The sequence below is a fragment of the Paenibacillus sp. P4_A7 genome (assembly GCF_056402455.1).
This window is the reverse complement of record NZ_JBFUHJ010000252.1, coordinates 1-7,837: the sequence shown is the minus strand read 5'-3', so window position 1 is coordinate 7,837 and position 7,837 is coordinate 1. Positions and strand designations below refer to the sequence as shown.

Sequence of the window (7,837 nt, the reverse complement as noted above, 5' to 3'; positions counted from 1 at the left end):
GATTTTCAATCCGTTCCAATAGTAGATGGACAGCTGCTTCAGCGACAGTTTCAGGCGGTTTGCGAATCGTGGTTAGAGGTACTTCTAACAGCTCTGCAAAAGGAAAGTCTGTAAAGCCTCCCAAAGATAAATCTGCTGGCACTTTAATTCCCAGCTGCAACGCTGTATTCATTGCTTTTAACGCTACAAAATCGTTAGCACAAAAAATCGCTGTTACCTCACGATGCTTTTGCAGAAAAGCAGCCAATGTCAATGAAGTTTCTACTTGCGGCTCTGTGCTAATATCTTCGTCCTGTAAATTATTACTTTCACGGTCCGTATAAATACAGTCCGGATTAAATGACAGCTTATAATCCAAATGCGCTTGAATGAATCCCTGATACCGTTCCTCACGACTCATGATGCCCGACCATTCAGCCGAAACAAAGCCGATTTGGGTATGACCCATTTTGATAAAATATTCAGTAATATCGTATGCGCCTTGGTAATGATCATGATATGCACTTGGAATATTAATCTCACGAAATGTACGATCCAATATGACGATTGGATACTTCTCCAGATGCAGTCGCAGTACCTGATCGCCGCACATCCGCCGGTCCCCAGGGAATAGTAGGATTCCACCTATACTAGAGTCAGCAGCCAGATCCTTTAATATATTTGCTTCCTTCTCCATACTGCCATCCGAAACACGAATAATTAAATCCCATTGCTTACTTAAAGCTTTTTGAAGCGCAAAAGATACAATCTGCCCCGTGTAATCATCAAGCACAGGCACAATCATGGCTAAATAACGCTTATCCACCCCGTCGGTTATCCTCTGCTTTACCGTTGAAGACTGCTGATTCGGCTGCTTTTGCTGCTGAGCTAAGAATGTCCCTCTCCTCGGCAAACGATAGACGATACCGCTTTTAGCTAATGCGAGCAATGCCTCTTTACTCGTCCGACGACTTACCCCATACAGATCAGCAAGCTCGCCTTCAGATGGAACCGGATCATGTGGCTGCAAGCCGCGTTCTTCTATCAACTCCAATATCTTGAGCCTCATTTGCTCATAAAGCACAAGTGGGCCTTTTACTAATTTCTGCTGCTCTGTCTCTCTCAAATCATGCGACTCCCTCTCTACAACTTCCCATTCCATATCATTAATACAAAAACTATACAACTGATCTATAAAATTGACAAGCTGTAAGACTTGCAGATGTAGCAACAAACGAAGTATCTAGACTATAAACACCGAAAGTTGAGTGATTAATTATTTCAAAAAAGAGCAAGACATCCTTTAATAAGGAATGCCTTGCTCCTACATCTTTACTTATCAGTTATAAATGCATCTAAAGCTTAGCATAATTCCCGAGAAAGGCTCCATCTGAGTGGACAGTCGGTTCGATGAATCTGTCATTACATCTAGAACGGACTGTCCATCCGCAGATGCGACTAGTTGTAAAACTCTCCCGGATACGTCTTCCAATTGGACTGCGAATTGTTTAGCTTCCTTCGAATAATTAACAAAAATTTGCGCTTCTCCCCTTCTGAATCCATCCAACGGGTTGTTAGAATCGCAGGGTTCGTAATTTTTTTCCATTGCGGAAATAAGGGTTGAGGCATAGTTAATTACAATTTAATAGGTGATTGCTATCTCATTTAATTCTTGCACCACAACCATATTTCCTATCATCACATCAAAATTATTTCCCGTCCGGCTTTATTAATATCGCACTTGTAGATCAGGAGTAAGAATTTCCTTATTGTGGTGCAATGACTTCATTAAAGCATCTAAAGCTCCACTCGTTAAATAAGAGCGTTCAACCGGGAAAGGCGGGGTTGAGGTATGAAAGAACTTCTCAATCTCCAATACCAGTAATCCAAAATGAATGTACGGCTTTCCAACCTGCAGAAAAAATTCAATGCAAAGAGGCTCACTGTCTTCATAAATCTGATAGGCTGAAGCAAAATCCTTCACATCCTGGCCAGCATAAAGCACGCCTGACGATAAACCATCGACATAATCCACTTCAAAGAAAATCGGATCAGTCAAGCTGGATGGAAACTGCTCTAAGTTTCTTAAATTAATGAATGAACCAAGACTTCTATATAACTTATTCCACTCTGAACTCAATAATTTCTCAATAGCCGCGTCACCTACATAAGATCTTACCGCTTCAATACCACTCTCTCCATACGCTCTTTTTTCAGCTATCGACTGCATCATCTCTAAGGTATGGTACGTATATCTTTCCACATCCCCATAGGCAAACCCAAACATCTTGTATAAAGGCGCTCCATTCGGATATGGCAGACTAGCTGGATATTGATGTGCAAAAGGGACGACCGAGCTTGAGAAGAAAGGGATATCATGCTTTTTAATTTGCTTATAAACCCACTCTACATCTTCTTTAACAACTGCAAAACCCTTATCTGAATAGACTGGAACGATATGGTTAGCATCCAACATGACATTAAAGCAGGCTTCAAAGAACTCGCGTCTAGGATAGAGAATTTGATCAAATTCATTCTTCGGATAATCTCCATGCTCCCCAATGATAATAATTCCATCTAGATCAAAGGTATTGCTTCCACACTTTAGCGCCTCCTCTATAGATCCATAAATCGGAACGTTATGCTTGGCAGATATACCACGGCTGATGTCATTATTTGGGAATTTATCTATATACATCGATACAATATCAATAGAAGAAGTATAATCGCGACCATCCATCGTAAATCCTTCAAGCATTTTCGTAATAATTACATCCGCATGACAAATGTCCCAGTACTCTGTAATTATGGCTGAAACTCTTTTTTTTATTTTCTTTTGCACAGTTATCCCCCTCATAGATATTAAGCCTCTAATTTCTTCAATTTTATAGCGCTCTACGTACGGCAATAGCATCAATTTCGACTAACAAATCATAATTCAAATCACAATAGATCGTCGTACGCGCCGGATAAGGAGCTTTAAAAAACTTGCGGTAGACTTCATTAAACCTCACGTACATATCACGATCCGAGAGATATACATTCACTTTTACGATATGCGCTATATCCAGTTCATTCGCTATTAATATGGCACGAATATTTTCCATAGTAGTCATCGTCTGAGATTCGATATCAGGACCTACGATCTCGTTGGTAATGGGATCAAGACCACCTTGACCAGATACATATACGCAGCAATCTGTTTGCACTGCACTTGAAAATGGTAAATTGGTAAATCGCCCAGTTGTCATTGGTTCCATCATAATAGGTAGATCCTCCGTTTAATTGTTAAATTAAGTTCATATTACTGCTATACACACGTGATCCAATCACGCTTCGCCACCTTGTTTCATAGTTTGCAAGCTTTTCACTAACCATGCTGCTACACTTTTCGATATCKCATCCAAATATATTTTACCTACCTCAGCCGTAGCTTTATAAGGCGCATCCGTATAGCCATCGAAACCTGTTAATTCCTGATGCTTGCCAATGAACGTACCCGACAAACCAGCGTTTAGCCATTCTCGCATCACATGCGATGTGCCCATGCGATCGGTTCGCACAAGCTCCGGCGTCAATGCCATAGCGGCTGCCGTTTCGAAACCGCCCGCATGTCCAGGAACCATGCCAACCTCTGAAGCATTCAATTCATCTAAAGCTGCACTTGATACACTCCAGTAAGCTGTCGATGCCACCCATATAKGGTGTTTTACTGCTAAATCATTTACTGTCTGGATCATAATTGGCTCATTGCCGCCATGTCCATTGATAAATATAATTTTCTTGAAACCATCCAACACAAGACTCTCTCCAATATCACGGAGCATATGCATGTAGGTTAAAGAGGTGTACGACAAAGTGCCCCCAAATAAAAGATGATGCTGTGAACAGCCTATTGTTATGACGGGAGTCATTAAGATTTCAACTGATTCAGCAACCTGACGGATAGCTTCAGACACAACATGCTCGCAGATTAGACTATCCGTAAACACAGGTAAATGCGGTCCATGCTGTTCTGTTGCAGCAAGCGGAACAACAATTGCGCAGCCATTGCGAGCTTTTTGTGAAATTTCCTCCCGTGTATGAAAGTGCATATAAATGGACTTCATATCCATAACCCTCCATTAACCGGATAAACCGATCCGGTTACATAAGAAGCAGCTTCGGATAACAGGAATGCGGCTACTTCATTAATTTCATTAGGTGTTCCACTTCTGCCAATCAATGATGAAGTTTTCATCCACTCATTATGTGAAGGTGACATGGTCGTGAGCAATTGTTCACCCTTGAAGTCACCTGGAACAACTACATTCACACGAATCCCGTAAGGTGCATATTCAACAGCAGCATATCGCATCAATTGCTCCATTCCGGCCTTCCCCGCACCATAACTAGCGTTGTTAAATCTTGGTACAGCACCCAGAATGGATGAGGTATTGACAATGGAACCGCCGCCTGACTTGATCATCAGCTGTGCCGCATATTTACAAATGAGGAAAGCACTCGTTAACGTTCCACGAAGTGAATACTCCCAATCCTCCATCGACATCTCGGAGATACTTAAAGCTTGATTAATATATACATTATGATAAGAGCCATCCAGTCTCCCGAAATGCTCTTCTACGTGCTCTACAGCAGATTTAACCTGATCCTCATTACAGAAATCTGTATTCAAATAAAGCATGCGTTTACTTCCATATTGCTCATACAAGCTATCCCATTCGGGAAATTGATCCAATTGTTTAATATCTGCTGCAGCAACAAGAGCACCTTTCTGCAGGAACAGCTTAACCGCCTCGCGCCCGCCGTCACCTAATGCTCCTGTAATGAGAATCACTTTATCCTGTAAACTTAATCCCTTCATTAAAGATAACTCTCCTTTATCAACTTTTTACGGATCCAAGTGTAGAACCTTCCGCAATTTGCCTTTGGAAAATAATATAAAACTGTCGATAAAAACCCAGCTTACCCTGCTGCAGTCCAGCAATTGAAGGTCGAGAAAGTTATGAATGAACCTCAGGCTTGGCCAGATCCAATATACGCTCCTTTGACTTGCCATATCTGGAGATAAACCAAATGAAGCTTTGCCAAGCTGGATTCATTCCCATCACTTTCGATCTCCACCCAAAGCCCATATTTCATGCCCTTGCTGCGCACATAGTCGAATACTGGAAACAAATCGTTTGGTAGACAGCTTCCGGCATACCAGTCGCCAGTTGTCGGATTCCAGTCTTTTCCTATGTCTGAGAACCACCCCGCATCCACCATAAACAACTCAGCACCAAGATCTGCAGCAATATCAACTTCACTTAGCAGTCCATCTTCACTCATATCCGGTTGCAAATAATTAGGCTGCATATAACCTGCCTGGTTGTAGATTACGGGTTGAAGGCCATCCCCCACCTGCTTTAAGACAGAATCTCTCAGATAAGTATGCAGTTTCTAAATGGTTGAATCGAAATTCTCATGCTGAATGCCAAAGTGGACTTCCGGTGTAACAATCGTTTCACCAGGTGCAATTACCCTTGCCGGTGGATTCCCCTTTACAGCATTACTAACCTGTGTTTACAGATACACTAAAGGGAGTTTATTCTTTTATATGATGATATTGTTACGGCTTCTTTACATTTATTATTATGGTTGCTTCACCTCTAGGCTTATTCCAACGAATTTCAGCGCCTTCCAAAGTTAAAGCGATTTCGTTTGAAGCATGAACTTCGCTAATTAGATACCCATCTGGTAAACGAATGTGAAGAATCGCCCATTCAGCTACACTATCTAGAAGAAACTGTATTTCACCTGTGATTTGCTGTGTTTCGAGGTTATACCTCAGTTCATAGCTTACATTGCCGAAGTGAGTTGGCGCATCTGTAATCCCAATTATTTTCTCGCTTGTTAGCCAATTACGATGAGCCCCCCTTGCTAAATGCAAACCTTTTCCATCTTCCATCACCAAACAATCTCTTAATAATCGAAGTACGGCAACAGGTGTCCATAAATGCTGACGATCCCCTGCACAATCTGTTGTACCCGGCTTTTGGCCACGTTCCTCACACCAAGTAATTAACGGAGATCCGTGATTTAGCGAACTGTAAAGGTAAGAAATAGCCGCATCCCCATTGCCGCGTGTTAAATGAAATTGTGCTACATTGTCGAGGGTAGCGGCGATCCACATCCCCTCTTCCATCCAACCTGTATGAATGGGCATTCCGCCGGGGCTCATTCGTGATTCCATATAACGAATGGTACCTTCCAGCAGTTCATCATCAGCAGCGAGTACACCACAAGGAGTCAAGGCATTTAAAACACCCCATCGGCTGCCTGAGGTTTTTCCAGCTACACCGGGAATCCAGCGGTAGCCCTCTTCCTGAATTGCCCCTAACTCTAGGGATTGTTTCAAATCTGCTAGAGCTCTATCATAAAATCCGCGATATTCTGCTGCTTCATCGAACCTTTGAAGGATTTCAGCAGCCTCAGCCGTTAAGCGATCTGCATATAGGCTATAGAAATTATGTGGATAAAAGACGCCATAATGGTCATCCTCATTCATAAGTCCACAATCGCCCATCCCTCGCGGCATAAGACCATATTCCGATGTTCGATTACCGTCTACAAGAACCCTTGTAGAGGCACGCATTTCTTCTTGCCAGCGCGTACTAGCCTTCATTCTTGGATATAATTCTTCAAGAAAAGCTACATTACCGGTTAAGCGGTAATGCTCCATCGCCGTCCAGGCTTTGAAGCCGCTTGCCGCCCAAATCAGATGAATCCAGCCTTTCGGTTCTGTCCAATCTCCATTGTCTTCCTGCTGCTCAACCGCCATTCGAAATCCACTCTCCGACTCTTCGTGAAACCCAAGCTGATCAAGAGCAATGCAGCCCAATAAAGGCTCTGCCGGATTAGGCGCTCGATACATTTCCGTCCCAGGAGTTGGCGCAATAAAACCCTGTGCAACAGGCTCCCTCATGATGAAAACATCAGCAAGCGAGGCATAAAAACAAGCCCGAATAGAAGCATCTGCAACGTGAATCTGCACAGCTTTTGCCAGCAAATTTCGCCATATCTGTTTAGCCTTCTCTGCTTCCTGCTTCCAATTGACTAATCTTAAAGCTTCAAAATCATTACGATAAGCCTTATAAGGGCGAATGACATAAGCCTCGGCAGACTGCCCTGGCTTTAAGTGCCACGTTAGTCGAAAGCTCGCTGCCTTTGTTTCCGAAATATATTCACCTACTCCGAAGATTAAAATTCGATCCGCGCGTTCCCTCCAGCCTGCCAATATTAAATCGGAAGGTTCGTTGCGATTAATCCAATTGGGATTGGAAGCACTCATTGCTCCATCCAATCCACAAAAAAGCTGATAAGTATGTTCTTCGTTGTCTGTATTAAGTATCTCGATCTTTGTAATTGCAGCTTCCGCAGCACCTACTACTTCCAGTTTCATCTTTCCCTTAACATCTTGAAAGTTATTGACGAGAATGGGGAGACTTTCTTCTCCTCGTGACCATTTATTCTCTTCAAATGTTTTGTTGTCTACGGAAGGCTCGAGCATAACATGCCAATACGTCGACGGCGTCATAAAGCTTCCAAGCGGCATAGAGGTCAAATCATCATAAGTCCATAACATTTTCAAACGGTCTGTTTCTAAATCTAGCAAAGTTTTATTACTGCTATCGGGCAGAGCAACCGTTAAACGGTGCGGCGTACCAAATGAATAAGCAAAATCTACATGATCATTTAAGGAGTTTGGAACTTCAAATAAAATATTATTATTGGACATAGGGAGCCTCCTTAAATCTGATTTAAATTAGTCAAGGGCAAGTGGATCGCACAATATTGTATCAGATTCACCAAAAGG

The 7,837-nt window shown here is 42.5% G+C and carries 7 protein-coding genes; all 7 read right to left on the bottom strand.

Features of this window, described 5'->3' with window-relative positions; translation table 11 throughout:
- On the bottom strand, positions 1 to 1,105 hold a 1,105-nt coding region (locus tag AC1DWN_RS22550; RefSeq protein ID WP_477561145.1), incomplete at its 3' end, for a GntR family transcriptional regulator.
- A 603-nt stretch (positions 1,106 to 1,708) separates the two neighbouring features.
- Positions 1,709 to 2,821 carry a hypothetical protein gene (locus AC1DWN_RS22545; protein WP_477561144.1) on the bottom strand — a complete coding sequence of 371 codons (1,113 nt, stop codon included), beginning with the start codon at positions 2,819 to 2,821 and terminating at the stop codon, positions 1,709 to 1,711.
- A 43-nt stretch (positions 2,822 to 2,864) separates the two neighbouring features.
- A complete protein-coding gene (locus AC1DWN_RS22540) occupies positions 2,865 to 3,242 on the bottom strand; it encodes a RidA family protein (protein ID WP_477561143.1) in 378 nt (125 codons plus the stop codon).
- Between the two features lie 66 nt (positions 3,243 to 3,308).
- Entirely contained in the window at positions 3,309 to 4,088 is a 780-nt protein-coding gene (locus AC1DWN_RS22535) for a creatininase family protein (RefSeq protein WP_477561142.1), read from the bottom strand.
- A complete protein-coding gene (locus AC1DWN_RS22530; protein WP_477561141.1) occupies positions 4,085 to 4,843 on the bottom strand; it encodes an SDR family NAD(P)-dependent oxidoreductase in 759 nt (252 codons plus the stop codon). The genes AC1DWN_RS22535 and AC1DWN_RS22530 overlap by 4 nt, the downstream gene beginning before the upstream one ends.
- A gap of 152 nt (positions 4,844 to 4,995) precedes the next feature.
- Positions 4,996 to 5,406, bottom strand: a complete 411-nt coding sequence (locus AC1DWN_RS22525; protein ID WP_477561146.1) for an alpha-galactosidase — start codon at positions 5,404 to 5,406, stop codon at positions 4,996 to 4,998.
- A gap of 184 nt (positions 5,407 to 5,590) precedes the next feature.
- Positions 5,591 to 7,759 carry a hypothetical protein gene (locus AC1DWN_RS22520; RefSeq protein WP_477561140.1) on the bottom strand — a complete coding sequence of 723 codons (2,169 nt, stop codon included), beginning with the start codon at positions 7,757 to 7,759 and terminating at the stop codon, positions 5,591 to 5,593.
- Positions 7,760 to 7,837 lie beyond the last annotated feature (78 nt).

What these genes read in the sequence shown, in the direction of transcription:
- AC1DWN_RS22540 (WP_477561143.1), bottom strand. Translation starts at nt 3,242, where the DNA reads ATGATGGAACCAATGACAACTGGGCGATTTACCAATTTACCATTTTCA.
- AC1DWN_RS22530 (WP_477561141.1), bottom strand. Translation starts at nt 4,843, where the DNA reads ATGAAGGGATTAAGTTTACAGGATAAAGTGATTCTCATTACAGGAGCA.
- AC1DWN_RS22520 (WP_477561140.1), bottom strand. Translation starts at nt 7,759, where the DNA reads ATGTCCAATAATAATATTTTATTTGAAGTTCCAAACTCCTTAAATGAT.